Genomic DNA, 25,878 nt, shown 5'->3' with positions numbered 1-25,878 from the left:
TGTATCCGCAGACCCGCATGTGGTGCGGGGTATCTGCGGGCGTGTCTCAACGCGTCTTGCGCATCAGGGTGCTTTTGCCAAACAGCGACTCGATCAAGTCCACCGCCACCTCGGCGGTTTTGTTGCGCACATCAAAGGCCGGGTTGAGCTCCATCACGTCCAGCGAGGCCAGTCGCCCGGTGTCGGCAATCATCTCCATACACAACTGCGCTTCGCGGTAGGTAGGGCCACCGCGTACGGTGGTACCCACGCCGGGGGCAATGTCAGGGTCAAGAAAATCCACGTCAAAACTCACATGCAGGTGGGTGTTGGCATCCACCAGGGCCAGTGCCAGTTCCATGGCGGCACGCATGCCCATCTCATCGATATAACGCATGTCAAACACCTCCAGACCAGCGCTGTGCACCAGCCGTTTTTCACCCTCATCCACACTGCGTATACCAATCTGGCGCACCCACTTGGCCTCAATGGCGGGCACCTGACCACCGATGTGGGTCAGTACATCCGGCCCATAACCACACAGGCAGGCCACCGGCATACCATGGATGTTGCCGCTGGGGGTCAGCGCGGCGGTATTGAAGTCGGCATGGGCATCCAGCCACAGCACCCGCAGCTTCTGACCGGTGGCACGGCAGTGGCGAGCCACTGCGCTGATCGACCCCAAGCCCAGACAGTGGTCACCGCCGAGCAGAATCGGCAAGCGCTTTTGGGCAAGTTCGGCATACACCGCGTCGTGTACCGACTGGTTCCACTGGGCCACCTCCTGCAAGTGCCGGTAACCGTCCACAGGCGGCAACCATGGGTTGTGTGGGCCAGTCAGGTTACCCCGGTCTTGCACGTTCAGGCCCAGGCCTTCAAGCACGGTGACGATGTTGGCCACGCGCAGGGCTTCTGGCCCCATGCTGGCCCCGCGGCTTCCTGCGCCAATGTCGGTAGGAGCACCTATCAGGGAGATGTTGAGGTTCATGGTGATAGCCTAAAAAGCCCTGGAGTTTATGGCTTGGGAAGCCGATGGAGCTTAAGGGAGCCCGTCATGGTGTTCAATGCGGCATCGAGCCTGACTCGGCACGTAACATCGCACTCAGATCCGATGCGGCCATGGCCTTGGCAAACAGCCAGCCCTGGTAGGTTTGGCAACCATATTGGCGCAAAAAAGCCAGTTGGGCATCGGTTTCCACACCTTCTGCAATCAACTCCATGCCCAGACTCTTGGCCAATGCAATGATGGCGCGCGAAATAGCGGCATCGCTGGCATCACTGGGTATGCCATCCATGAAGCTCTTGTCAATCTTGAGTTTGTGAATGGGCAACATTTTGAGGTAGGCCAGCGACGAATAACCGGTACCAAAATCATCCAGTGCGACGCGGCAGCCCATGGCCACCAGTGCCTCAAGTTGGGCACGTGCTTGTTCAGGTTGCTCCATGGCCATGGATTCGGTGACTTCAATGTCAAGCCACTGTGCCTGAGCACCCGTGCGAGCCAGTATCTGGCTGATCTTCACAGACAAATCAGCCTGACGAAATTGTTGTGCCGAAAAATTGACAGCCACACACAAAGGGGTACCCGCTTGTGTCCAGGCGGCAATTTGTTGGCAAGCAGTTTCAAGCACCCAGGCGGACAAGGGCAAGATCAGCCCGGTAGCTTCGGCGACCGGGATAAACCGTGCGGGGGGAATAGAGCCCAGCAGCGGGTCAAACCAGCGCAACAAGGCCTCGGCTCCAACGATCTTGCCGGTGACCACATTAACTTGTGGCTGGTAATGCAATTGCAAACGATTTTGTGCAATTGCCTCTTTCAGGTGGGTATGCAGCTGCATGTTGTCATGCGCCAATTGATCCATTTCGCGCGCATAACAAGCATAGGAGCCACGCCCGTCTGCCTTGGCCTGGTACATGGCCATGTCGGCGTAGCGCAACAGCGATTCACTGGTTTGAGCATCGTGTGGGTAAAACGCCAACCCGATGCTGGCCCCTGAATACACATCCTGACCATGCAGTGGGTAAGCGGCCTGCAAGGAGGTCAGCAGTTTGTTGGCCACACCAAGGGCTTCTTCGGGGGTGATCAAATCAGCCAGTAACACGGCAAATTCGTCGCCGCCCTGGCGAGCCAGGGTATCGTTTTCCCGCAGCACGCTACGCATGCGCTGGCTCGATTGCACCAGTAGCGCATCCCCTGTGCTATGGCCAAAACTGTCATTGATGTTCTTGAAATAATCCAGGTCAATGAACAACACGGCCACATGCCGCTGGGCGCGTGCTGCACGGGCCAGCGCTTGGTCAAGCTGCAGGCGAAACAGCCAGCGGTTGGGCAAACCGGTCAGTTCATCATGCGTGGCCTGGTGTTTGAGCGAGTCCTCAAACCGTTTGCGCTCACTTAAGTCCCGGATATAGGCAATGGCATATTGCGTGCCTTCATCTTCCCAATGCCCCAGGGAAATATCCACGGGTAAAACCTGACCATCGCGGCGCAGCAGTTTCAAGTCCATCAACCCCATGCCTCTGGCATGGGGGGCCGTGAAATGGGCGCGGATGGACTGGGCGTGACGTACACGCAAATGCTCAGGTAAAAAGATGTCTACATTCTGCTCAATCAACTCATCCGGGGTATAGCCTGACAGTGTTTCCATGGCCGGGTTGGCCATGAGAATCTTGCCCTGGCTGTCCACCCACAGAATGCCGTCGGGTGCCGCACTCAAAATCAGTTTCTCGCGCAAATGCTGCACTTCCAGGCGCTGCAGGGGGCGTTGCAGGGCTTCGTTGAAAGTGGCATGGAACAAATACAGGTAGGCAGCTACTTTGTAAATGTGTCCAATGACATTGGCTGCGTCTTTGTCAACAATGCCCAACATGGTGAAAAACAACTCGGATGCAGCGGATAAAGCGGCGGCAAAGATCAGTGCCATGACACATTCGCGCTGCAACGCTTGTCGGCGCTGCCACAACACACCCACGGTGATCAGATTCATGGCAATGATGAGCCATTCCAGGCCAATTTTCAGTGGTGTGAGGCCAACCCCCGTCACAAACAACGCGGGCACGCGCTCAGGCCACAGCAGCCCTACCGCACCCACCAGGCACACCACACCGAGCATCAAGGCCAGCGCGAAGCGCTTGCGCCGGGTGCTGACTTCTGAAACCACTTGCAGCAGCACGTACAACAGCAATGCACCAGCCCCGAGTAAACGTGCAGCCAACCAGAAGAAGATGGATTTATGCGGACTGTTGGGGGTGATGGCATCTGGCATACCCACATAACTCATCAGGTGCAGCAAATCCAGCAGACCAACCCCCAAAAACAGGATGCCCAGCAGCACCACTGCGTTTTTGCGGATTGACAAAATCGCCCGGTAACCGGTGATGAAAATCAGCAGCGCCACCACCACCGCAAAAATTTCTGCAACGGTATGGAAAAACAGAAATCCTTGTGGATGAATGATCACCTGGCGTGTGGGTTCCGACACCCACCAAAGCAAGGGCACCGCCAAGGCGAGCAAAGCCCAACCCATAGCGCTCTGGTATGGGTGGGTATGGGTGGCCGCTATCTGGGAAAAATTGGGTTTCATTGTGAATGTTTGAGCCAGGAGCATAGCGTCATTAAAACTTGACTGCCTGGAAGATTGGGGGGATCGCCTGGTTCCGGTCTATGTGCAGTGATTCTGTCTGGTTTCTAAACCCATGCGTTACGCTGAAAACACCTTCACTGCATCAAACAGCCGCTGCGCCTGAGCACCCATGTTGATGGCCGCAACGCTGCTTTGCTCGACCATGGCCGCGTTTTGCTGCGTCATCTGATCGAGTTGCGTCACAGCCATACCGACCTGGGAAATACCCAGCGATTGTTCTTGGGATGCAGCGGTGATCGCCGCCATCAGGGTATTGACACCTTTGATATGTGTCACCACCTCGCTCATGGTCTTGCCCGCATCGGACACCAAGTGTGAGCCACTTTTAACCTTGCTTGCCGAGTCCTCAATCAGCACCTTGATTTCTTTGGCCGCTGCTGCCGAACGCCCAGCCAGACTGCGCACTTCGCTGGCCACCACCGCAAAGCCACGTCCTTGTTCGCCCGCCCGTGCAGCTTCTACCGCAGCGTTCAACGCCAGAATATTGGTTTGAAAAGCAATGCCATCAATCACTTGAATAATGTCGGCGATCTTGCGACTGGAGGTGATGATCATGCCCATGGTATTTTCCATATCGACCATGGCCTGCCCCCCTTGTTCGGCTATTTGCGTAGCACCCTGGGTGCGCAGACTGGCTTGACGCGCGGTTTCGGAATTTTGTTGGATGGAGGCCGTTTGCTGCTCCATGGCGGCAGCGGTTTGCTCCAAACTGGAAGCCGCCTGCTCCGTACGACCGGATAAATCATAGGTGGCGTTGACAATTTGCTGGCTGGCTACTTGTACACCAGCCGCCTGCTCATACACATCGGCCACCAATGCGTTCAAATTCAGTCCGGCCTGGTTGATGGATCGGGCAATCATGCCTATGTCGTCACAGCGGTTCAGGTTCATGTCTGGCGCAACCTCACCACTGGCCACTTGTTGGGCTGCGCCCAGAATGCGGCTCAATGGGGAGGTGATCTGCGCCTCAATAACCCAGTTCGCCAACATCAGGCTGGTGATCATGCTTGCCCCAACAGCCGCCAATGTGAGTCCGGCCAGGCCAGACCACGACAACGCGGCCAAGGTTGCAATGCCCACCCCCAGCATGGGCAAGCGCACGCGCCAGGCAGTGGGCAACAGCTGCAAGGCACTGAGCCATTGCAGCAAGCCGGTGCGCACAATCATCCCCCGGTGAAAAGCCAGACCAGCGGCGCGGCCCTCCTTGAAGCGTTGGTACAACGCCTGTGTCGCATCGACCTCCGTGCGGGATGGTTTTGTACGCACGGACAAGTAGCCGGTCACCTGACCATGACGTCGCATTGGGGCGGCATTGGCACAGACCCAGTAGTAATCACCATCCACGCGTCGGTTTTTCACCAAAGCACGCCAGGATTGACCTGCCTTCAAACTACGCCACATATCGGCAAAGGCTTCTGCAGGCATGTCAGGGTGGCGTACCAGGTTATGGGGCTGCCCCACCAATTGCTCGCGCTCGAAGCCACTGGTACGGATAAAAGCAGCATTGGCGTAGGTGACACGACTTTCCAGATCGGTTGTCGATAGCAGGGTTTCAGAGCTCGGAAACTGGTACTCGCTATGGGTGACGGGTAGATTGGTTCGCATGATGGACTCTGGGTAATAAAGCAGGCGCTGTTGAACGTAATTGCTATATTTACAATAGCTACTTGAGCATTATTTGTAAGGGCTTGAGGTCAAAAAGACTTCAAACTTTATTGTCCACCCCAATCTGGAATACCCCTTGAAGGTAGTCTGGGTGTGTGCCCGGATGCGCGGGGTTGGAGGACGGGATGGGTCTGGCTGATGCCAAACAGATCCATGCCACCAATGCTGACCCTCGGGATCAGTCGAGTGGAAACTCTGAAGTGATTCAAACGCATAACCGCGAACCTTATCAATAGCCATTGTGCGCACGGGCGCATATAGGAGGGGATGACAAGGCGGGTTCAGGGCCTCAAAAACATACCACCGGGGGGAGGGGCGAGCACGTTGTATGGGCTTTATACCAATTTATTGCGATAGATCAAATCACTCGACTATTCAACGTGATGTGGTTTAGAGTTGGATGGCTTCCGCTGCGTGGATGATGCCTTGCGCCAATTCACTCAATTTGCGCTGCTGGCGACGTGCACTCTGGCGCAGCATGTCAAAGGCAGCCTTGCGGGACAGGCGGTGCTGCATCATGGTGATGCCCACGGCCAGATTGATGTCGCGCTCGTTGTCCAAGGCGGTTTGCAGTTGCATGCGGGTGGTTCTGAGCTCGTGCAAATCGTTGGCACGAGCCAACGCCGCTTCGATGGCAGGGATCAATTGCGCCGGGTCTATCGGTTTGACCGCGTAGCCCAGCGCACCTTGTGCAGTTGCCTTTTGAACTGTTTCTGCGTCACTGTAGGCGCTGAGAATCATGAAAGGAATGTGATCCAGCTCATGCAATCGCTGTGCCAGCGTCAAGCCATTTTGGTCAGGCATTTGCACATCGAGAATGACCAATTGGGGGCGTTGGCAGCCCTCGGATAAACAATTTTCTGCTTCCTCTGCGGATTCTGCGGTGGTGATTTGGTAGCCCGCATGGGTTAAAGCCAGGGCCAACATGGACAACACCAGACGGTCATCGTCCACCAGAAGCAGGTGACAACCGTTTGTACGCACTTTTGGGGTGTTCATATTAGCTATTGGCATCCAGGGTAATCACGGGCGCTGTGATATGGAGATGAGTATGCACATGATCGCCGCGCTGTGTTAGCGTCACCGTCAAACCTTCACGTGGGCGCAGTGACTCAATCAACTGCAACCCGTGATGATGCCCTGTAGGACGATTCTTGTTGTTGCGCAGGAAACCGGCATTCAGAATATTCACCTCAACCCCTTCGATGCCATGGCCTTGCTGTAACGAGACGCTGACATGGCCCCGCGCTTTGCCGCCGTGTTTAATCGCATTCACCAGCAGTTCATTGAGCACCAGCGCCATTGAGACCGCTTCTTTTTCAGCGACAACACGAAAAACCCAATTGTCAGGAATGGTGATGTGGATATCCGTTTGCCAGAGCACACTTGTCGCCAAGGCAATTTCACGCGTCAGCTCGCACAGGCGAACCAAAGACTGATCATGTCTACCCTGGAGCCCGTGGATGATGGAAATCCCGTTCAGATGACCGGCAACAACATGCATTTGTTCGGCAATTTCAGGTTTTTCACGACCAAACCGCTGAAGCAAGCCTCTGATACCTTGCAGGTTGTTCTTGATCCGGTGATGCACCTCACGCACCAGTGCTTCACGGTGGGCTGCTTCATGCAACACACGTTGTTGTTCTTGTTGATGGACGAGAGTGTGATCATGGAAGGTGGACACGTAATGCGTGATGGTGCCTTCTTTGTTTTTGACAGCGGTTGCCGTGCCTTGGGCAAAGATGTCTTCGCCGTTTTGGTGTCGAAGCCAGCATTGCCAACGCCGGACACCGGTCTGCGAAGTGTCATGCCAGATGTTTTTGTAAGTTGACACAGGCTCTCTCTTTGAAAACAAGAGGATGGTCGTCTTGCCAGAAATGACCTGGTCACTGTAGCCGGTGATGTCTGTGAAGGCTTGGTTGACTCGTAACACACGGCCATACATGTCCAAGATCACAATGGGTTGGGCAATTTCAAAAGCTGCCGCGGCAATAAGGAGATCTTCCTGGGCCTGCTTGTGCGCGGTGATGTCGGTGTGTGTAAGGGTAATGCCATCCTTGGGATTCTTCCCCAATGGCAAGGCGCACATGGAGAACCAGCGCTGCCGGGTTGTGGAATGGCAGGGATATTCGAGGGTAAAACTGGACAACTCTCCTGTGATCACCTTTTGGATGCCATCATGAGCTTGCGTGGCGCTGCTCAACGGGTTGTGGATGTCTGTCCGACAAGCCTTCAGATAATCGGAACCAATGCCGGTATGAATCTCTGGCGCGGCACTGTTCTCAAGTGCAAACCGCTGCCAAGGTTTGTTCACCTGCCGGATGATGCCGTGCTGATCAAGCACCACAATTTCAGCGTTGATCGAGTTCAGGACTTCCAGATCCAGGGCGGGTCCTGGGGTACGGCGCAGCGCGTCGTTTTGTCTCTCCAGCTCAATTTGACGCATGCGCAGTTCATGAATGAGCGCGCGCATGGCACCAGGCGTCAAGTCCTCAGGGTTTGTACCAGACATCGCTGCATCATCAAGAGCGCCCTCTTCGGACAGTTGAGGCAAAACAGGTTTTGGACGAGTAGTTTTGTCGATGAACACCATGTAGATGAAAACTTTTGAAACCCGCTAAGCAGTATAGCTAGGGACGTGTTTGGTCGTATTTCACCCGTGCGGCCAGAAGCTCTAGAAGTGCAATCCAAAGTGATTGGGCGTGTATTTCACAAAAGTCATGCCCTCAGAGCGAAATTTGAGGATAGCCCAACATCTTATGGGCAACGCCGGGCAATCCCGTGACTCAAGGACAACCTACACGGTCACCGGCGCGATGTCGATGCCTGGTTGTACGGTTCATGCGGAGTCTTGAGATGAAATGCGCCTTTACGGAGCCATGCTTCGTTGCCAATCCAACCAGCCGCACCAGCATGACGCGCTTTAATATCAAATTGGCGCACTTTTTGCTTCTTATTGGTGCGCAGACGGTAACAACATCCTATCCGCACCAAATCAACTCATTTCATCTCAAGAGGTTCTCATGGAAGCACTCAAACAGGGCGCAGACACCCTGTTCATTCTTCTCGGCGCAGTCATGGTGCTGGCCATGCATGCGGGTTTTGCGTTTTTGGAGCTGGGTACGGTACGCCGCAAAAACCAGGTCAACGCGCTGGTGAAAATTCTGGTGGACTTTTCCATCAGCACCGTGGTGTATTTTGCGGTGGGTTATGGCGTGGCTTACGGCACCCACTTCTTTGTGGGTGCACAGGAACTGGCAGCCAAAAATGGCTATGAATTGGTCAAATTCTTCTTTTTGTTGACCTTTGCGGCCGCCATCCCGGCCATCATTTCAGGCGGTATTGCCGAGCGCGCCCGTTTTTGGCCACAACTGATTGCTACTGCGGTGATCGTTGGCTTTGTGTACCCATTTTTTGAAGGCATCGCCTGGAACCAGCACTTTGGCTTTCAAGCCTGGCTGAAAAGCCTGACCGGTGCCGAGTTTCACGACTTTGCTGGCAGCGTCGTGGTGCATGCGGTTGGCGGCTGGATTGCCTTGCCTGCGGTCCTGTTGCTGGGTGCGCGGGCCAATCGCTATCGAAAAGACGGTGGTATGTCGGCACACCCCCCCTCCAGCATTCCATTTTTGGCGCTGGGTGCCTGGATTCTGACGGTGGGCTGGTTTGGTTTTAACGTGATGAGCGCACAAACACTCGACAAAATTTCCGGCCTGGTGGCGGTGAATTCCCTCATGGCCATGGTGGGTGGCACGTTGGCTGCGTTGGTCTTGGGTAAAAACGACCCCGGTTTTGTCCACAACGGCCCCCTGGCTGGCCTGGTAGCCGTGTGTGCGGGCTCCGACATCATGCATCCATTTGGTGCACTCACGGTAGGTCTGGTAGCTGGCGCACTGTTTGTGAGCATGTTTACCCTGACACAAAACAAGTGGAAGATTGACGACGTGCTGGGGGTATGGCCATTACATGGTTTATGTGGCACCTTGGGAGGGATTGCCGCCGGTATTTTTGGCAGCCAGACGCTAGGGGGTTTGGGTGGTGTCACGCTGGGTGCGCAAATACTTGGCACCCTGCTGGGCGTAGCCTGGGCAGCCGTGGGAGGCCTGCTGGTGTATGGCGTGCTGAAAGCCACACTGGGTTTGCGCTTGAGTCAGGAAGAAGAATACGATGGTGCAGACTTGTCCATCCACAAAATCAGCGCCACCCCGGACCGCGAAGCCAGCTGGTAAGGGGTATATGCCCAGAAAAATGCCCCACCCCAAGGGGCAGGGCATCCAAGACCCGCTTAAAAATGAACTTTATTCCGGGGCTCAGACAAGCTGGGTTCTGTTGCCGGAATTTTGATCAGCCTCAGAGGCGCTCGAAGATCACCGCAATACCCTGACCACCACCAATACACATGGTAGCTAGTGCGTACTTACCGCCGGTGCGCTGCAGCTCATAGACCGCTTTGGTGGCAATGAAGGCACCAGAACAACCAACCGGGTGACCCAGGGCGATGGCACCGCCATTGGGGTTGGTCTTGGCGGGGTCGAGTCCGAGCCCCTTGTTGACAGCAATCGCTTGTGCAGCGAAGGCTTCATTGGCCTCAATCACATCGATCTGGTCCAGTGTCAGCCCGGCCTTTTTAAGCGCCAGTTTGGTAGCCGGGATCGGCCCTTCACCCATGATCTCGTTGGGCACACCAGCAATGGCATAAGAAACGATGCGGGCGATGGGCTTTTGACCGGCTTTGGCCGCCACATCGGCAGCCGCCAGCACAAAGAAAGCCGCGCCGTCGTTGATGCCAGAAGCATTTCCCGCCGTCACGGTGCCATCTTTCTTGAAGGCCGGTTTCATTTTGGCCAACGACTCCATGGTGGTATTGGCCTTGCCGTGTTCGTCGGAGTCAAACACAACCTCACCCTTGCGGGTCTGCTGAATGATCGGCACGATCTGTGATTTAAAACGTCCTTCGGCAATCGCCACTGCGGCACGACGCTGTGACTCACAAGCAAAGGCATCTTGCTCTTCACGGCTGATGTTCCATTTGGTGGCAAGGTTTTCTGCCGTGATACCCATGTGCCCCACACCAAAGGGATCGGTCAGCACCGCAACCATCATGTCAATAGCCTTGGTGTCACCCATACGCGCACCTGAGCGCAAGGCTGGCAACATGTAACTGCCACGCGACATGACTTCCACACCACCACCGATGCCATACTCAAAATCACCCAGCATGATGTTTTGAGCCGCAGTCACAATCCCTTGCAGCCCTGAAGAGCATAGACGGCTGACTTGCATGGCGATGGAGTCCATGGGCAAACCTGCCTGAATAGAGGCCACACGTGAAACGTAGGCGTAGCGTGAATCGGTCGGAATACAGTTTCCGACAACCGCATTGCCAATTTGCAGCGGATCAACCCCTGAACGCGCAATGGCTTCTTTCATCACGATGCCAGCCAGTTCAGACGGCTCCATATTGGACAAAGAGCCCCCGAATGCGCCAATGGCAGAACGGGCTGCACTTAAAACGACCACTTCTTTCGTCATAAAAATCTCCTTTTGTAAAAAATAAACCACCTGCCAGATGAACTGGATGCAAGCACGGTACATCGTAATGCGTCTTCCCTGAGGTTGACTTACGGCCAGCAAACCTGAATCCTTGAAACCATGTCGAAAACGATGCGCTGATTTTGATTTTGTATCATGCACCCTCTTCCCTGAACACTAGGAGCGCAGCATGGCATTGATGGACTTCATCCGCAAACAATTCATTGACATCATCCAGTGGACCGAAGACTCGGACGGCACGCTGGCCTGGCGCTTTCCGATGGCCGACATGGAGATCCAGACCGGTGCACAACTGGTGGTGCGTGAGTCGCAAATGGCGCTGTTTGTCAACGAAGGCAAGGCCGCCGACGTGTTTGGCCCTGGCACCCACAAGCTCAGCACGCAAACCCTGCCGGTGCTGACCTACCTGAAAAACTGGGACAAGCTGTTTGAGTCGCCCTTCAAGAGTGATGTGTACTTTTTCAGCACCCGCCAGCAGGTTGATCAAAAGTGGGGCACACCGCAGCCCATCACCATCCGCGACAAAGACTTTGGTGCGGTGCGCCTGCGTGCCTTTGGCAACTACAGCTTCCGTGTGGCTGAACCCAAGCTGTTCCACACCGAAATCTCGGGCACCCGCGAGCGTTACGAAGTCGGCGACCTGGACGGCCAATTACGTGGCCTGGTGTTGCAAAACATCAGCAACGCGATTGCGGCCAGCGGCATCCCGTTCCTGGACCTGGCGGCCAACCAGCTGATGTTTGCACAGGCGCTCACGCACCAGCTCAGCCCTGAGTTTGCCAAGCTGGGCCTCAAGCTCGAAGGCATGACGGTACAAAACGTCTCGCTGCCCGAAGAGTTGCAAAAAGTGCTGGATCAAAAAATCGGCATGGGCATGGTGGGCAACGACATGGCCAAGTTCATGCAGTACCAGACGGCGCAAGCCATTCCCAAATTTGCCGAAGGCGGCGGCGGCGGTGGCAGCGGCATTGCCGGGGATGCCATGGGCCTGGGCGCCGGCGTGGCGCTGGGCCAGGTGCTGGCGCAAAACCTGGCGGCCGGTTTGCAGGCCGCTCCGGCAGCGGCGGCCCCGGTCCAAGCGGTCGGTGTGAAGCCTGAAGATGTGATGGCCACGCTGGAGAAACTCGGTGACCTCAAGGCCAAAGGTATCCTGACACAGGAAGAGTTTGATGCCAAGAAGGCGGAGCTGTTGAAGAAATTGGTTTGATTTTTTGCTTTCCGAGTACGCCACCGCCTGTATTTTGAAGTGATTTTTCCCCCACTCACTCCCCCCGCCCTCTCCCGCCCCGCCGGGCGGAAGAGGGAGCCAACAGCCGTATGTGGCAGACGCTGTTCACGGAAGTCTTACACACCGATGGGCCGTGGGCCAGTGGAGGCAATACGTCAATTTGGTTGGAATCCCGTTACGCCGCCCACCCTGACTGCCCAACTTTGCAAACAACGTGTGCCTGCAAAAACCGCCCCAAACTGCCCCACAGCGTGTAAGACCTCACTCAAAACTAACGGCCAAATACGGCTGTTAGCTCCCCTTTTCGCCCCGGCGGGGGTGAAAAAGGGCGGGGGGGATAAGGGGGGATTACAAGCGCCCCGCAGGGCAACACAGCCAGCATCCTCCATGGGCGTTTGAGCAGCATGGCCACAAACCCCATTCACCGCAGCTACCAAGCCCCCTGCCCCGGCTGCGGTGCGCCGGTCAACTTCACCAGCGCCCAATCCACCCACGCCGTCTGCGGCTACTGCCAAAGCACCGTGGTGCGCGACGGCGACACCTTGCAGCGCATCGGCAAAATGGCCGAGCTGTTTGACGACCACAGCCCCTTGCAACTGCAAACCTCAGGCATCTGGCGCGGCCAGGCCTTCACCCTGGTCGGGCGGCTGCAATACAAATACCCCGAAGGCACCTGGACCGAGTGGCACGCCGTGCTGGCCGATGGCAGCACCGCGTACTTAAGTGAAGACAACGGAGCCTATGTGTGGGCCACGCCGGTGGCGACACCGGCCACTCTGCCAGCGGCGCAAGTCTTTCGGGTCGGGGCCAGCACCACCATCAGTGGCCAGGCTTTTGCCGTGGCCTCCAACATGCAGGTGCTGCTGCTGGCCGCCCAGGGTGAGCTGCCCCACCTGCCCGCGCTGGGTCAGGCTTTTGCCATGGTCGAGCTGCGCAGCCAAGGCGCTGCCAGCTCTGGCACCAAAACCTCAGGCAGCCAGATCGGCTCCCAATTGATCGGCGGTGGTTCTGAGAGCGAGCGGGTGCTCAGCATCGACTACAGCAGCACCCCACCCACCTGCTGCATGGGCCAGCCGGTGCGGCTGGAAGACCTGAAACTCAGCGGCCTGAAAGAGGCCTCCAGCAAAACCGAAAAAGGCCGCCAGTTCAACTGCCCCAACTGCGGTGCCGCGCTGACGGTTCAACTCGACACCAGCCAGAGCATGACTTGCGGCTCGTGCAACAGCCTGATTGACCTCTCGGGCGGCATTGGCGGCGAACTCAAGCACGCCCTGCAAGACGAACCGGTGCGCCCGCTGATTGCCCTGGGCAGCAGCGGTGAGCTGCAAGGCGCGGTGTGGCAGGTGGTGGGCTTCCAGCACCGTATGGGCATCGACCCAAGCGACCCCGACGAACACTTTGGCTGGGAGGAGTACCTGCTCTACCACCCCAAGCGCGGCTTCACCTTTTTGGTCGACAGCACCGAGGGCTGGAGCCTGGTCAAGCCCGCCACGGGCGCACCGGTGATGTCGGCCAACGGCCAAAGCGCCAGTTACCTGGGCGCACGCTACACCCTCAAGGAAAGTTACCAGGCCGAGACCAGTTATGCGCTGGGCGAGTTTTACTGGCGCGTCTCACGCGGCCAGAAAACCAGCAACCGCGACTATGTCAGCGGCTCCAGCCTGCTCTCCAGCGAACAGTCTGCCGATGAACTGACCTGGTCGGTCGGCAGCAAGATCGACAGTGCCACGGTCGCCAAAGCCTTCAAACTGGAGGGGCAAAAAGAGCTGTTCAAACGCGCCGATGTCGGCCCGGCCAGCGCCTCAGCGGCCATGAGCGTGCGCACGCTGATCATCATTTTTGTGCTCTTGCTGCTGTTTGCCGTGCTGATGAGCCGCTGCTCAAGTTGCGACCCGCAAGTGGAAAACTGCTCGTCAGGTTCCGGCTTTCGCAGCTCGGGCGGCTCGTTTGGCGGTTTCTCCAGCGGCGGCGGGCACAAGTAAGCCAATCGGAAATCACTTTTTAAGGAGATCAACATGGGATTTGAATCGTTCAAACCAGAAGTCCTGCTGGGCTCGGCGGTCTACGCCCTGCTGGGTGTGGTGATTTTTTGGCTGTGCTTCATCGTCATCGACAAACTCACCCCCTACAACCTGTGGGAGGAGATTGTGGAAAAACAAAACAAGGCGCTGGGCATGGTGGTGGCCGCCATGTCGCTGGGCATCTGCATCATTGTGGCGGCGGCGATTCACGGTTAGGGTTTGTGGGTCGCCTGTTTGCCTCACTTTATAGGCAAAAATGACCTCTACCGCTTACAGAATAAGCGCAAGCAGCTACTGAATTCATAACAACTTGTGCCACCGCTTTGACCCCTGAAACTGCCTCAAAACCCTCCCCACGTCCGCTGGAAGTCGCCCTGCTGGCCTCGGTGTTCATCGTCTCGGCCTGCGGGCTGGTGTACGAACTGGCCGCCGGGGCGCTGGCCTCGTACCTGCTGGGCGACACGGTGCTGCAGTTTTCCACCATCATTGGCAGTTATCTGTTTGCCATGGGTGTGGGTTCGTACCTGTCGCGCTTTTTCGAGCGCCAGTTGCCTGCCCATTTTTTACGCATAGAACTGCTTGTAGCGCTTGTAGGTGGTGCGCTACCAGCTCTGTTATTTGTAGCAAATGCCGCTTTGCCGGGGGCCTTCAGGTGGCTGTTGTATGGCCTGGTGCTGGCCGTGGGCACGCTGGTGGGGCTGGAGATTCCGCTGGTCATGCGCATCCTGAAGCGCAACGTGGCGCTGAAAGACCTGGTCTCGCAGGTGCTCACCTTTGACTACCTAGGCGCGCTGGTGGTGTCGCTGGCGTTTCCGCTGCTGCTGGTGCCCCAACTCGGCTTGATCCGCACCGGGCTGCTGTTCGGGCTGATGAACGCCGCCGTGGCGCTGTGGGCGCTGTGGCTGTTTCGAGCCGAATTGCGCCAGTTCAAAGCCCACGCCACCGCCTGTGTGCTGACGCTGGCCGCTCTGGGCGCGGGCATGGCCGCCGCGGATCGGGTCACCACCTGGGCCGAAGACAAGCTCTACCAGGACCGCGTAGTGCTGGCCCAGACCACGCCCTACCAGCGTATCGTGGTCACCCACGGGCCGGGCGAAGGCCGCGCCGGTTACCGCTTGTTCCTGAACGGTAACCTGCAGTTTGCCCAGCGCGACGAATACCGCTACCACGAGGCATTGGTTCACCCTGTCATGGCCGCCTATGCAGCGCAAGCAGCTCCGAAAAAGGTAGCAGTTCTGGGTGGTGGCGACGGCATGGCGGTGCGTGAAATCCTCAAATACCCCGGCGTGGAAAGTGTCATCCTGGTTGAGTTGGACCCGGCCATGACCACGCTGTTTGCCAGCCACCCGATGCTGACCCCGCTCAACGCTGGCGCATTGCAATCGCCCAAGGTCAAGGTGGTCAATGCCGATGCCTTCACCTGGCTGGAGCACACGCCCGAGGTGTTTGACGTGATCGTGGTGGACTTTCCAGACCCGACCAACTTCAACATCGGCAAGCTCTACACCCAGTCGTTCTACGCCCTGCTGGACAAACACCTGGCGGCCAGCGGCTACGCGGTGATCCAGACCACCTCACCGCTGGTGGCGCGGCAAAGTTTCTGGACGGTGGTCACCACCATCGAATCAGTTGGCCTCACGGCCACGCCCTACCACGCCCATGTGCCCAGCTTTGGCGAATGGGGCTACGTGGTAGCCAGCCGCAGGCCTTACCGCCAGCCCACCACACTGCCCGAGGGCCTGCGTTTTTTGACCCTGCACAGCCTGCCCGCCCTGTTTGATTTTCCGCAAGACATGGCGCGTGTGCCCGCCGAGGTGAACCGCCTGTCGAACCAGGTGCTGGTGACCACTTATGAGACCGAGTGGGGGCGGGTGGCGGCGCGGTGATGAGGCTGTTTGCCCCCTGCTTCCAGGGTGAAATTTCATGAATGTGCTAGATTTGATTGCACCAATCTGATCGGAGCAAGCTCATGGAAACTTTCACCATTCGAGATTTACCGGAACGCACAGGCGAACTGGTGCGTGATACAGAGGCAGTCAAGCTGTTTGACGAAGAAGCCATCAGCCTGGGCAAGGCCGCCAAGCTGGCCGGTGTGACGCAAAGCGAATTCATCAATCACCTGGCCGCCTTAAAAATTCCGCTGGCCCGCTACGGAGCCGACGAGCTGGCGCAAGAGGTGACGGCCTTTGCGTAAGATTGTCATTGCAAATGCCGGGCGACACATGGCCAAAAACTTCTGTGTGCCATGCACCGGCACGGTGGGCGTGCTGCTGCTGGCCAAACAGAAACATCTGCTGCCAAGCATCAAGCCGCTGCTGGATCAACTCACATCATCCGCTTATTTTTTGGGCGACCCCTTGATGGCCAGCGCTTTGGCGGCGGTTGGCGAAAGCTAAAAGAATGCCGGGTTTGCGCGAATATCGCACTGCTATGTTGGGGAGACAATCGCCATGTGATGGAGACACGGGCGTGTCTCTGCATATTGAGTCATCCTTCAGACGGAGTTCGCCGCTATGCCTCTCGAAGCGTCTTTGTACTATCCGTGCTGAATCCTCGACAGTTCGGGCATCGTGACGAAATAATTTAGAGTGTCACGGTTGTGACCAACTGGAACTTCAACAGAACCTTTGGTTTCGAGTGCCAAGTATGTTTAACGTAAATATCTCACCCCAGAAAGGATCAAGAGTCATGCAGAAAGTCGTTGAATACACAGTCGTCTCTGGAAAGCTGCCGACCCTCATCGCGGAGGTAAATGAACTAATTAAAGATGGATGGCAACCACTTGGTGCGTGCCAAGACAGTAGCAGCGAGGATAGCTTCATTGGCATACAAACCATGGTCAAGTACCCAACACCACACCTTACTGCTCGATAGACAGCTAACTTCTCAATGTACCAGACCGGCGCAAAAATCCGCGCAGGCTGGTGATTTCAAACGTAACGAATGCATTGAAGCAAATGCCGCATGCATACACTTTGGAACGCAATCCCATCCGGAGCCGTTGAAAGATGGGGCCGGGGTTTGCGGGCGCAGGCATGACCCGATGCCAGCCACAAATTGTGAATGTTTTAACCCTGTAGCCCTTATCAAACAAGCGCAAACAGCTACTTATTACGTAGCGCTCAAAAAAGAGTACGCGCAGCTCAAGAACTCGGATGCCATCGTCCATTGACCGATCCGTCACGCCACAAACCAAGCCTCCGCAGCTCATTCACTCAAACACCGGCCTGAAAAAGCTGCGCTCATAGCTGACGATGCAGCGGGTGTCTTCGGCGTATTGAAAGGCCGCCTGGCATTCCGGGTCTTGCAGGGAGCGGGTTCGGTAGTCTTCGTACAACGCCAGACTGGGAAAGCTGAACATCGCCAGGGCCACGTTGTTGGCCCCTTCTGAGGGAAGAAAGTAGCCGTGATGCTGGCCGCCGAACTTCTCCACCAGGGGAATCCAGAGCTTGCCGTAGTGCTCAAACTCCTTGAGCTTGTACGGGTCAATGATGTAACGCAGGTAGCAGGTGATCATGGCTGGCCCCTCCTCACGTGCGGGGCTGTTGCACCCAGTGCTGCACACTGGGTCGCTGCCACTGCTGGGTGGCGTAGGTTTTCAGGCGTTCGGGGACGACATCGCCGTTGGCGACCAGGCGCATCAGCATCAGCGCCAGATCGGTGTCGGCAATACACCAGTTGCCAAACAGGTGGCTGGCTCCTGCGGGCAGCAGTTGCTCGGCCACCCGGAACAGTTTGTCGGCGGTTTGCAGCGCGGTGGCGCTCAGCGGGGTGGTGGTGGGCTGGATGAACACGGTGTCGGTGCCGCGCTCGCTGCGCAGGGGCATCAGGTCGCTGCGCAGCCAGGCCTGCACTTGCCGGGCACGGGCGCGCTGTTGCACGTCTTGCGGGTAGGCCGCAGCAAAGGTGGGCGGGGCGAAGACTTCTTCCAGGTATTCGCTGATGGCGCTGGACTCCGACAACGCAAAACCTTCGTGCACCAGCGTCGGCACGCGGGCGGTGAGTGACTGCTGGCGGTACGCGGTCTGCTGGTGTTGCTGCTCGCCCAGATCCAGGCGTTCGGTGACGAACGGGATGCCTTTTTCACGCAAAGTGACATACACCGACATGGCGTAAGGGCTGGTGAACTGGTGATCGACAAAAAGGGTCAGCGGGTTCTGTGGCATGGGGTGCTTCCAAAAAAATAAATCGTTCGCAAAGTCTATCGGCGCAGTGTCTGGGCGCAAAACGATTTATCTTTGACACCCTTGCTAACAAAACTCACATGAACCCATGACGGATTTACGCCGATTGCCCAACCTGGTGGCCTTGCGGGCCTTTGAGGCCGCCGCCCGGCACCAGAATTTTTCTCGCGCCGCCGATGAAACCCATGTCACCCACGGCGCAGTCAGCCACCAGGTGCGGGCGCTGGAGCAAGACCTGGGCGTGGCGCTGTTCACCCGCCATGGCAAGCGTTTGACGATCACGCCGCAGGGAACGCGGTTTGCGCAAGTGGTGCGCCACGCCCTGCAAGACATCGCCGATGCCACCCAGCTGCAGGCGTTTCGCCGCTGGCTGCTGGACGAAATTGCCCGCTTCAAGGCGCAGACCGGTGAGGGTGTGGCGTGAAGGGTTGGGGTGTTTAAAAATGATAGCGCCTTGCGCAGGTTTTGCCTTGCCTTGAGGTCTGTTTGGCCTATAGATTGGGAAACACGCCGCAAGCCTGCTGGAGCCGCTCGTCCAGTAACATCAAGCTCTAAGCGCACATAAAAGAAAAGCGTTTGCAAAACATGTCAATAAACACCCTTCAGGAGGAAGCCTTGGATACTTTGATTTACCCCCACGAACGCAGCTTGAGCAAGATCACCCTGGTGCTGGGCCTGATCGGCTGGCTGGTGCTTATTCTGGGCACGGTGGGCGTTGCCCTGGTGTATGTGCTGGCGGGCTTTATCGCCTACATCTTTGCCCAGTCGGCCTGGGTGGCCTCGATCCGTGGCCATGCGGTGCAGCTGTCGCCCAAGCAATTTCCAGATCTCTATGAACGGCTGGAGCATTGCTGCAAAGCGCTGGGCATGGATGACGTGCCGGAAACCTACATCCTCAACGGCAACGGCCTGTTCAACGCCTTTGCCACCCGTTTCTTTGGCCGCAACTTTGTGGTGCTGATGTCTGACGTGGTGGATGCCATGGCGCAGGAGCCGGACGGCATCAACTTCTACATCGGTCACGAGCTGGGGCACATCCGCCTCAAGCATCTGACCGGGCATCTGTGGCGCATGCCGGTGCTCTGGTTACCCCTGCTGGGTGCGGCCTATTCCCGGGCCAAGGAGTATTCGGGGACGTCTCAGAAAACGGAAAATAAAGCACGTTAAGCCCATTGCAGACGCTAGATATTGACGAGTACGTCGGGTTTTCTCTTGTTTGAGTTGCCTCTTGTGGTAAGATAGTAATCAATTACTATATTACAAGGAGTGCTCGTGGACACCCATCCAAAGCATCTGCCGGCCGATGAACGTCGTGCCGTAACTGTCGAGTCCGTCGTGGCGCTTGCCGGTTCACAAAACCCAAGCGAGATAACCACTGCAGCTATCGCTAAACACATGAACTTGACCCAGGGTGCGCTGTTTCGGCACTTCCCGAACAAGGAAGCCATTTGGCAGGCGGTCATGGAGTGGGTAGCAGAGCGCCTATTAGCCAGAATCGATCGATCCGCACAAGGAATCGAGTCGCCCTTGGCAGCCATGGAGGCGATGTTCATGAGTCATATCGAATTCGTAGCTGAGCACCCAGGCGTGCCAAGAATGATGTTTGGTGAGCTTCAGCGTGCCGAATCGACACCGGCCAAGCGCATGGTGCAAACCTTGATTCAGCGCTACGGCGAACGTTTGCATCGTCTCATCGAGAAAGGCAAGGCCAGCGGCGAGTTGTCTCCCTCGCTTGACAACGAGGCGGCGGCAACGCTGTTCATTGGCACGATCCAGGGCTTGGTCATGCAATCGCTGTTGGCGGGTGATGTGGGACGTATGCACCGCGATGCGCCGCGCGTCTTTGCAATTTATCGGCGTGGCATAAGGAGTGCGCAATGAAAAAGTTACCCTTGCAAGGCCGCACCCTGGCGCTGCTTGCCGTCATCATTCCTTTGCTGGTGCTTTTTATTTATGTCGGTCTGCGATCAGGGCCGCTCGCCCCGGTCGCTGTGACGGTGGCAAGCGTGGAATCACGGGCTATCACACCGGCGCTGTTCGGCATCGGCACGGTGGAGGCGCGCTACACCTACAAGATCGGGCCGACGTTTGCCGGGCGCGTCAAACGCCTGGAGGTGCATGTAGGCGACCAGGTCAAGGCCGGACAGGTGCTCGGCGAGATGGAGCCGGTCGACCTCGATGATCGGGTGCGCTCACAGGAGTCGGCATTCAAGCGTGCGGAAGCGGCTTTGCGCGAGGCAGAAGCCCGGCAAGCCTACGCGCAAACCCAGGCGCGCCGCTACGAGCAATTGTTTGCGGTGCGCTCGACCAGCGAGGAAATCGTCACCACCAAGCGGCAGGAACTGCAGATCGCCGATGCCGCCTTATCTGCCGCTCGGGAAGATATTGTCCGGGCACGCTCCGACCGCGAAGGACTCGTCGCGCAGCGGAGCAATCTGCGCCTGATCGCGCCGGTCGACGGTGTAGTCGCCGTGCGCGATGCCGATCCCGGCACGACCATCGTCGCGGGCCAGGCCGTGGTGGAAGTGATCGACCCCAAGAGTTTGTGGATCAATGCGCGCTTCGACCAGATCAGCGCATCGGGGCTGGCTGGGGGGTTGCCGACTCTTATCGTCCTGCGTTCGCGTGGTGGCCAGACCTTGAAAGGTCGCGTGCTGCGGGTGGAACCCAAGGCCGACGCGGTAACCGAGGAAACGCTTGCCAAGGTGACATTCGATAACAAACCAGAACCTTTGCCACCGGTGGGTGAACTGGCCGAAGTCACGGTTGACTTGCCGGCGCTCCCGGCCGCTCCACTGATCCCCAACGCTGCCGTCCAGCGTGAGGGCGACAAAGTTGGTGTCTGGCAAATCGTGGATGGTGATCTGCATTTCTCCCCGGTCAAGCTCGGCACTTCCGACCTCAATGGTTACGTGCAGGTGCGCGAAGGGCTCAAGAATGGGGACCAGGTTGTGACCTATAGCGAAAAGGCACTGACGGCGCGCAGCCGCATCCATGTGGTCGACCATATCCCAGGAGTGTCACGATGATCAGCCTGGCCGGCCGCGACATTCTCCATGCCTGGGGAAAATTCGTCTTCACCGGCATCGGTCTGGGTCTGCTGATCGGCGTCACCCTGGTCATGGCTGGGGTGTACCGAGGCATGGTGGACGACGGCAAGGCGTTGCTCGACAACAGTGGCGCTGACCTTTGGGTGGTGCAAAAGGATACTCTGGGTCCTTATGCGGAGTCGTCCAGCCTCAACGATGACGTGTATCGCGCCATTCTCGCCATGCCGGGAGTCTCACAGGCAGCGAACGTGACCTACCTGACCATGCAGGTACGCAAGGGCGAGAGTGATGTACGCACCATGGTGGTCGGCATCGCGCCCGGTGCGTTGGGGGCTACACCCGGATGGCCTCCTTATCTCGTCGCTGGACGCCAGATCACGCGCGGTCACTACGAGGCGGTGGCCGACATCGCCACCGGCTTCAAACTGGGAGATCGTCTTGCCATTCGCCGAAATCATTACACCGTCGTGGGGCTGACACGGCGCATGGTGTCGTCCAGCGGCGACCCGATGGTATTCATTCCGCTCAAGGATGCCCAAGAGGCTCAGTTCCTCAAGGACAACGACGCCATTTGGCAAAGCCGGCGTCGCACCGAAGCCAACCCGGCCTTCAATCGACCCGGTGTTACTGGTTTGCTGGATGCCGTGATTGCTTCACAGAGCACCAACGCGTTCGTCAATGCAGTGCTGGTCACTCTGAAACCTGGTCATGCGCCGGACGAGGTTGCCGAATCCATCCGGCGCTGGAAACGTTTGACGGTCTACACACGGGCACAGATGGAAGACATCCTCGTCGGCAAGTTGATCGCCACGTCGGCCAAGCAGATCGGCATGTTCTTGGTGATTCTGGCCATCGTTAGCGCGGCCATCGTTGCCTTCATCATCTATTCGCTGACGATGGACAAAATCCGCGAGATCGCGGTGTTGAAGCTCATCGGCACACGCAACCGAACCATCGCCGCGATGATCATGCAGCAGGCGCTCGCCCTGGGCGTGATTGGTTTCGTGGTCGGCAAGATCACAGCCACTTTCTCAGCGCCCCTGTTTCCCAAGTACGTACTGCTGATGCCGTTCGACTCCATCGCCGGTTTTTTCGCCGTGCTCGTGATCTGCGTTCTAGCCAGCATCGTCGCCATTCGCATGGCACTCAAGGTCGACCCGGCCGAAGCCATTGGAGGTTGAGATGAGTGGCAAAGGCATTCGCATCGAAGGTTTGAGAAAACGTTATGGCGAGGGCGATACCGCGGTCAATGCCTTGAAAGGCGTGGACATGCAGGTGGCACCCGGCGAGGTGGTGGGCCTGATTGGCCCTTCCGGGTCCGGCAAGAGCACGCTGCTCAAATGTCTGGGCGCGGTGATTGATCCGACCGCCGGTCGCATGACGCTGGGCGATGAAGTGATCTACGACGATGGCTGGAAAGTCCGCGACTTGCGCGCCTTGCGGCGCGACAAGATCGGTTTCGTTTTCCAGGCACCATACCTGATTCCGTTTCTCGATGTCACCGACAACGTGGCGCTACTGCCGATGCTCGCAGGCGTCGCGAATGGGGAGTCGCGCGCGAAGGCACTGGAACTGCTCACCGCGCTCGATGTGCAACACCGGGCTCGCGCCATGCCCTCGCAACTCTCCGGTGGCGAGCAGCAACGGGTCGCCATTGCGCGAGGTTTGGTCAATCGCCCTCCGGTGATCCTGGCTGATGAGCCCACAGCTCCACTAGACAGTGAGCGCGCCATGGCTGTAATCCGCATCCTCAATGACATGGCTCGGAAGTTCGAGACCGCCATCATCGTCGTCACCCATGACGAAAAGATCATCCCCACTTTCAAGCGCATCTACCACATCCGCGACGGTGTGACCCATGAGGAAGCTGGCGAAGGGCGGGAGTTCGAATGAGAGAACGATTGAATTACAGGAGAATTTCATGACCCACCGCAAACACAGCCACGCATTTGGAACTATCACCCTGACCGTTACGGCCTGCCTGCTTTTATGGGGTTTTCAGTTGCCAGCTTGGGCTGGTGACGCTACCCAGGTTGAGCCACTGGCGCTACGCAAGATCATGCAGGAACTCGGGCGCAACATGCAGGCTATTACCGGTGCGATTTCGCAGGAGGAATGGGTTCAGGTCGTTCAGCTCGCCCCAAAAGTTGCTGCACACCCCGAGCCACCGCTTACTGAAAAAATGCGCATCCTTGCTTACCTCGGCGCTGATGCGACCAAGTTCAGAAACTTTGACGCGCAGACTCACGAGGCGGCGCTGGCCATGAAGCTGGCTGCTGCGAGCAGCGACGGCAAGGCGGTGATCCAATCATTCGCCCACGTGCAGGAAAGCTGCTTGGGCTGCCACCAAGCTTTCCGTAAACCTTTCGTGGAGCATTTTTATGGAGCACGCTAAAACATGCCAGCGCCCCATCAGCCTCGAAAGACGGCTTGCGGCAACTTACCTGGTAGCTGGTCTGGTCACCGCCGGTCTGGCCGGTTGCGCCGCCGGCCCTGATTTTCAGCGTCCCACCGCACCCGATGTGGCTCGCTACACTGCAACACCGGTGGCTGATAGAACCGCGTCCGCTCCCACGCAGTTCGGCGAAACACAACGTCTAGTCGAAGGGCTTCCGATCGAAACGCAATGGTGGCAAAGCTTGGGTTCATCCACACTCGACGGACTGATCAACGAAGCTTTCCATGTCAGCCCGACGCTGGCGAGCATCAGCGCCAATTTGCGACAGGCGCAGGAGCTTCTTGCCGCACAGGCGGGCTCGACGCAATATCCACAGGTAGATGTCGCACTGGGATCTCAGCGCCAGCAAATGAGTCCCAGTAGCCAAGGGTTGAGCGGAGACGCACGTCAATTCAGCCTCTACAACGCCAGCGTTGGCGTGCATTACAACCTCGATCTGGCTGGCGGCAACCGGCGCGCACTCGAAGCCTTGGCTGCTCGCGCCGACTACCGTCGCTTCGAACTGAATGCTGCGCGCCTGGCCCTTGCCGGCAACATGGCAACCGCTGCCATTACCCGAGCACGCCTCGCCGCGCAACTAGAAGCCACTACTGCCATTTTGCGCGTGCAGGATGAGCAACTGCGCCTAGCCCATGAACGCGTGCGTATCGGTCAGGCCTCACCTGATGAAGCGTTGAGCCTACAAGCTCAGGCGGAGCAAACGCGGGCAGAACTGCCTGCGCTGCGTAAACAACTGCAACAAACCGAACATCTACTGGCGGTGCTAGCCGGTCGTGCCCCAGGCACGGGTGGCATCCCGGCCTTCACTCTGGCCGATTTCACTCTGCCCGTCGAGATGCCGCTCGTCGTGCCCTCAGAACTGGTGCGCCGCCGACCGGATATCCAGGCGTCAGAGGCGCTGTTGCATGCGGCCAATGCAGACTATGGTGTGGCTGTCGCCAAGCTCTACCCACAGATCAACCTGAGCGCCAACCTTGGCTCTCAAGCGCTGACCACCGGTACCCTGTTCGGTGGTGGCTCGGCAGTGTGGGGCCTGGTTGCGCAGCTCACCCAGCCTCTTTTTAATCCAGGGCTACCCGCTGAAAAAAGAGCGGCGCTCGCCGCTTTTGATGCCGCCGCAGCCAATTACCAGAGCGTCGTATTGGAGTCTTTGCGTAACGTCGCCGACACCCTGCGCGCGGTGGAAAGCGATGCACAAACTTTGACTGCCCTCGCTGCCGCTGATATGGCTGCACAGGCCTCCTTGCAGTCGGTCGAGCGGCAATACCGGCTGGGCGCGGCCAGCTACCTGCAACTGCTCATCGCGCAGCAACAGGCACAGTCAATCCGGATCAATATGGTTGCGGCCCAGGCACAACGCCTAGTCGATAGTGTTGCTTTATATCAGGCCCTGGGAGGTGGTGTCAGTTAAGGCTATGCCCTAACCTGATGTCAGATGTTGAGCACAAACAACGTCAGAGTAGAGTGTGAATTTATATTTATTGACACATTCAGCCAAGGGTAATAGATTTCATCCTGACATTTTTACCTTTGGAGGCATCTTGCAAGGTCAACGTATCGGCTACGTCCGCGTCAGCAGCTTCGACCAGAATCCTGATCGACAACTGGAACAAATAGAAGTCGGCAAGGTATTCACCGATAAGGCTTCAGGCAAGGACACACAACGTCCCGAACTTGAAAGGCTGCTGGCCTTCGTCCGCGAGGGCGACACCGTGGTGGTGCATAGCATGGACAGGTTGGCACGCAACCTTGATGACCTGCGCCGCATCGTCCAAGGGCTGACACAACGGGGCGTGCGCATGGAGTTCGTCAAAGAAGGGCTGACGTTCACCGGCGAGGACTCACCGATGGCCAATCTGATGCTGTCGGTCATGGGAGCCTTTGCTGAGTTCGAGCGCGCCCTGATCCGCGAACGTCAGCGCGAGGGAATCGTGCTGGCCAAGCAGCGCGGTGCCTACCGGGGACGAAAGAAATCGCTGAACAGCGAACAAATTGCCGAGTTGAAACGGCGAGTTGCGGCAGGCGACCAAAAAACCTTGGTGGCCCGTGACTTCGGCATCAGCCGCGAAACCTTGTACCAGTACCTGCGGGAAGACTGA

At 57.6% G+C, this 25,878-nt stretch carries 24 protein-coding genes and 1 pseudogene; 17 read left to right on the top strand and 8 right to left on the bottom strand.

Going from position 1 to position 25,878, the window contains the following annotated elements:
• Positions 1-46: 46 nt before the first annotated feature.
• The 5 genes from rocF to LDN84_RS01235 form a co-directional block, all read right to left on the bottom strand.
• Positions 47-967 carry an arginase gene (gene rocF / locus LDN84_RS01255; RefSeq protein WP_223906993.1) on the bottom strand — a complete coding sequence of 307 codons (921 nt, stop codon included), beginning with the start codon at positions 965-967 and terminating at the stop codon, positions 47-49.
• Between the two features lie 73 nt (positions 968-1,040).
• A complete protein-coding gene (locus tag LDN84_RS01250) occupies positions 1,041-3,506 on the bottom strand; it encodes a bifunctional diguanylate cyclase/phosphodiesterase (RefSeq protein WP_223906990.1) in 2,466 nt (821 codons plus the stop codon).
• A 174-nt stretch (positions 3,507-3,680) separates the two neighbouring features.
• A complete protein-coding gene (locus LDN84_RS01245) occupies positions 3,681-5,228 on the bottom strand; it encodes a methyl-accepting chemotaxis protein (protein WP_223906985.1) in 1,548 nt (515 codons plus the stop codon).
• 450 nt (positions 5,229-5,678) lie between these two features.
• On the bottom strand, positions 5,679-6,287 hold the full coding sequence (locus LDN84_RS01240; RefSeq protein ID WP_223906982.1) for an ANTAR domain-containing response regulator: 609 nt from the start codon (positions 6,285-6,287) through the stop codon (positions 5,679-5,681).
• 1 nt (position 6,288) lies between these two features.
• A complete protein-coding gene (locus LDN84_RS01235) occupies positions 6,289-7,761 on the bottom strand; it encodes a PAS domain S-box protein (protein ID WP_223906979.1) in 1,473 nt (490 codons plus the stop codon).
• A gap of 550 nt (positions 7,762-8,311) precedes the next feature.
• Between LDN84_RS01235 and LDN84_RS01230 the strand changes: the two genes are divergently transcribed.
• Positions 8,312-9,514 carry an ammonium transporter gene (locus LDN84_RS01230; RefSeq protein ID WP_223906976.1) on the top strand — a complete coding sequence of 401 codons (1,203 nt, stop codon included), beginning with the start codon at positions 8,312-8,314 and terminating at the stop codon, positions 9,512-9,514.
• A gap of 121 nt (positions 9,515-9,635) precedes the next feature.
• Here the strand turns inward: LDN84_RS01230 and LDN84_RS01225 are convergent, their stop codons facing one another.
• Entirely contained in the window at positions 9,636-10,817 is a 1,182-nt protein-coding gene (locus LDN84_RS01225; RefSeq protein WP_223906974.1) for an acetyl-CoA C-acyltransferase family protein, read from the bottom strand.
• 190 nt (positions 10,818-11,007) lie between these two features.
• Here LDN84_RS01225 and LDN84_RS01220 point away from each other — a divergent pair, with 190 nt between their 5' ends.
• From LDN84_RS01220 to LDN84_RS01190, 7 genes are all read left to right on the top strand, one after another.
• Entirely contained in the window at positions 11,008-12,045 is a 1,038-nt protein-coding gene (locus tag LDN84_RS01220) for an SPFH domain-containing protein (protein WP_223906971.1), read from the top strand.
• A gap of 425 nt (positions 12,046-12,470) precedes the next feature.
• Positions 12,471-14,048, top strand: a complete 1,578-nt coding sequence (locus LDN84_RS01215) for a DUF4178 domain-containing protein (RefSeq protein WP_223906968.1) — start codon at positions 12,471-12,473, stop codon at positions 14,046-14,048.
• 33 nt (positions 14,049-14,081) lie between these two features.
• A complete protein-coding gene (locus LDN84_RS01210) occupies positions 14,082-14,303 on the top strand; it encodes a DUF350 domain-containing protein (protein ID WP_223906966.1) in 222 nt (73 codons plus the stop codon).
• Positions 14,304-14,410: 107 nt separating this feature from the next.
• Complete coding sequence (locus LDN84_RS01205) at positions 14,411-15,973, top strand: polyamine aminopropyltransferase (protein ID WP_223906963.1); 1,563 nt, start codon at positions 14,411-14,413, stop codon at positions 15,971-15,973.
• 83 nt (positions 15,974-16,056) lie between these two features.
• Positions 16,057-16,281, top strand: a complete 225-nt coding sequence (locus LDN84_RS01200) for a UPF0175 family protein (RefSeq protein ID WP_223906960.1) — start codon at positions 16,057-16,059, stop codon at positions 16,279-16,281.
• A complete protein-coding gene (locus tag LDN84_RS01195; protein WP_223906958.1) occupies positions 16,274-16,483 on the top strand; it encodes a PIN domain-containing protein in 210 nt (69 codons plus the stop codon). Before LDN84_RS01200 ends, LDN84_RS01195 begins: the two co-directional genes overlap by 8 nt.
• Positions 16,484-16,854: 371 nt before the next feature.
• A complete protein-coding gene (locus LDN84_RS01190) occupies positions 16,855-17,259 on the top strand; it encodes a hypothetical protein (RefSeq protein WP_223906956.1) in 405 nt (134 codons plus the stop codon).
• Between the two features lie 39 nt (positions 17,260-17,298).
• On the opposite strand, the gene LDN84_RS01185 is transcribed toward LDN84_RS01190, so the two are convergent.
• On the bottom strand, positions 17,299-17,604 hold the full coding sequence (locus LDN84_RS01185) for an NIPSNAP family protein (protein WP_223906954.1): 306 nt from the start codon (positions 17,602-17,604) through the stop codon (positions 17,299-17,301).
• Between the two features lie 13 nt (positions 17,605-17,617).
• Complete coding sequence (gene yfcF / locus LDN84_RS01180) at positions 17,618-18,253, bottom strand: glutathione transferase (RefSeq protein ID WP_223906951.1); 636 nt, start codon at positions 18,251-18,253, stop codon at positions 17,618-17,620.
• Between the two features lie 106 nt (positions 18,254-18,359).
• Here yfcF and LDN84_RS01175 point away from each other — a divergent pair.
• From LDN84_RS01175 to LDN84_RS01135, 9 genes and pseudogenes are all read left to right on the top strand, one after another.
• A pseudogene (locus LDN84_RS01175) lies at positions 18,360-18,620 on the top strand (LysR family transcriptional regulator); the annotation flags it as partial.
• 266 nt (positions 18,621-18,886) lie between these two features.
• The gene (locus LDN84_RS01170) at positions 18,887-19,438 is read left to right on the top strand and encodes a M48 family metallopeptidase (protein WP_223906948.1); all 552 of its coding nucleotides are present in this window, start codon (positions 18,887-18,889) and stop codon (positions 19,436-19,438) included.
• A gap of 105 nt (positions 19,439-19,543) precedes the next feature.
• A complete protein-coding gene (locus LDN84_RS01165; RefSeq protein ID WP_004393990.1) occupies positions 19,544-20,152 on the top strand; it encodes a TetR/AcrR family transcriptional regulator in 609 nt (202 codons plus the stop codon).
• Positions 20,149-21,300: an efflux RND transporter periplasmic adaptor subunit gene (locus LDN84_RS01160; RefSeq protein WP_003056109.1), complete on the top strand. Its 1,152-nt coding sequence runs from the start codon at positions 20,149-20,151 to the stop codon at positions 21,298-21,300. Before LDN84_RS01165 ends, LDN84_RS01160 begins: the two co-directional genes overlap by 4 nt.
• Complete coding sequence (locus LDN84_RS01155) at positions 21,297-22,502, top strand: ABC transporter permease (RefSeq protein ID WP_003056108.1); 1,206 nt, start codon at positions 21,297-21,299, stop codon at positions 22,500-22,502. Before LDN84_RS01160 ends, LDN84_RS01155 begins: the two co-directional genes overlap by 4 nt.
• Before the next feature lies 1 nt (position 22,503).
• On the top strand, positions 22,504-23,214 hold the full coding sequence (locus tag LDN84_RS01150; protein WP_003056107.1) for an ABC transporter ATP-binding protein: 711 nt from the start codon (positions 22,504-22,506) through the stop codon (positions 23,212-23,214).
• 28 nt (positions 23,215-23,242) lie between these two features.
• A complete protein-coding gene (locus LDN84_RS01145) occupies positions 23,243-23,716 on the top strand; it encodes a cytochrome c (protein WP_003056106.1) in 474 nt (157 codons plus the stop codon).
• Entirely contained in the window at positions 23,703-25,190 is a 1,488-nt protein-coding gene (locus LDN84_RS01140; protein WP_003056103.1) for an efflux transporter outer membrane subunit, read from the top strand. Before LDN84_RS01145 ends, LDN84_RS01140 begins: the two co-directional genes overlap by 14 nt.
• A gap of 130 nt (positions 25,191-25,320) precedes the next feature.
• Positions 25,321-25,878, top strand: coding sequence for a recombinase family protein (locus tag LDN84_RS01135; RefSeq protein ID WP_001162010.1), 558 nt, complete (start codon positions 25,321-25,323; stop codon positions 25,876-25,878).

Source organism: Rhodoferax lithotrophicus (assembly GCF_019973615.1).
GTDB classification, from domain to species: domain Bacteria; phylum Pseudomonadota; class Gammaproteobacteria; order Burkholderiales; family Burkholderiaceae_C; genus Rhodoferax; species Rhodoferax lithotrophicus.
This window is presented reverse-complemented; position numbering and strand designations above follow the sequence as displayed.